The 644-nt window shown below is 29.0% G+C and carries 1 protein-coding gene; it reads right to left on the bottom strand.

The window, feature by feature from the left end:
• Positions 1-644, bottom strand: a 644-nt coding sequence (locus tag L8X28_RS08300; RefSeq protein ID WP_263666058.1) for an Ig-like domain-containing protein, incomplete at both ends; no start/stop codon positions are given.

Here is a 644-nt window from a genome sequence, read left to right as displayed (position 1 = left end):
CAATCAAGGTAAGCTGTTTATATATATAAATTTCATCTGTAAAAAAATCCGCTGACTTATTTTTTGTTTTCATATATTTAAATTGAATATTGAAATTACTACACAATGGATTCGATACTCCATAAAATTCCAAAGTAGCCTTACCATTTGAATTTACTCTAACATGATCTTGCTTTGGTTTAGCCGCTGATAAAAAATCATGATATATTTCAATTTCTGTATTCGGGATTAAATTACTTACCTCAAGATGAAAATCTTGATTTAATTCTATGGTTTGCTTATAACCCTTATAGCTAGGATAAATAATACTAGGAATATATTCTTTATCTACATAAGTAATAGTAGTGCTAACACTTTGTCCAATAGTATTTACATTAATTACAGGGTTATCTTTAAATGGAGCTTTGGAAGTAATAGTTGCTTTAGCTTCACCACTAGAATTAAATGTTGTATCATGATCATTTAAAGTAGCGTCTCCACTTATATTCCATTCTACTTTAGCACCCTTTTTACCATCTTTTAGCGTGATATTGGCTTGTGCTTTTTCTTCGGTGTATATTGTTTTATCCCCTTCAAATTTTAATTCTCTTTGATAAAGCTTAATTTTATCTGCAGCAAACTCTATTTTACTTGTTCTTGTCTTC

The organism is Campylobacter sp. CNRCH_2016_0050h (genome assembly GCF_025772605.1).
In the GTDB taxonomy this organism is placed as follows: domain Bacteria; phylum Campylobacterota; class Campylobacteria; order Campylobacterales; family Campylobacteraceae; genus Campylobacter_D; species Campylobacter_D lari_D.
The sequence above is the reverse complement of the archived record's forward strand: the minus strand, read 5'-3'. Positions and strand labels throughout refer to the sequence as shown.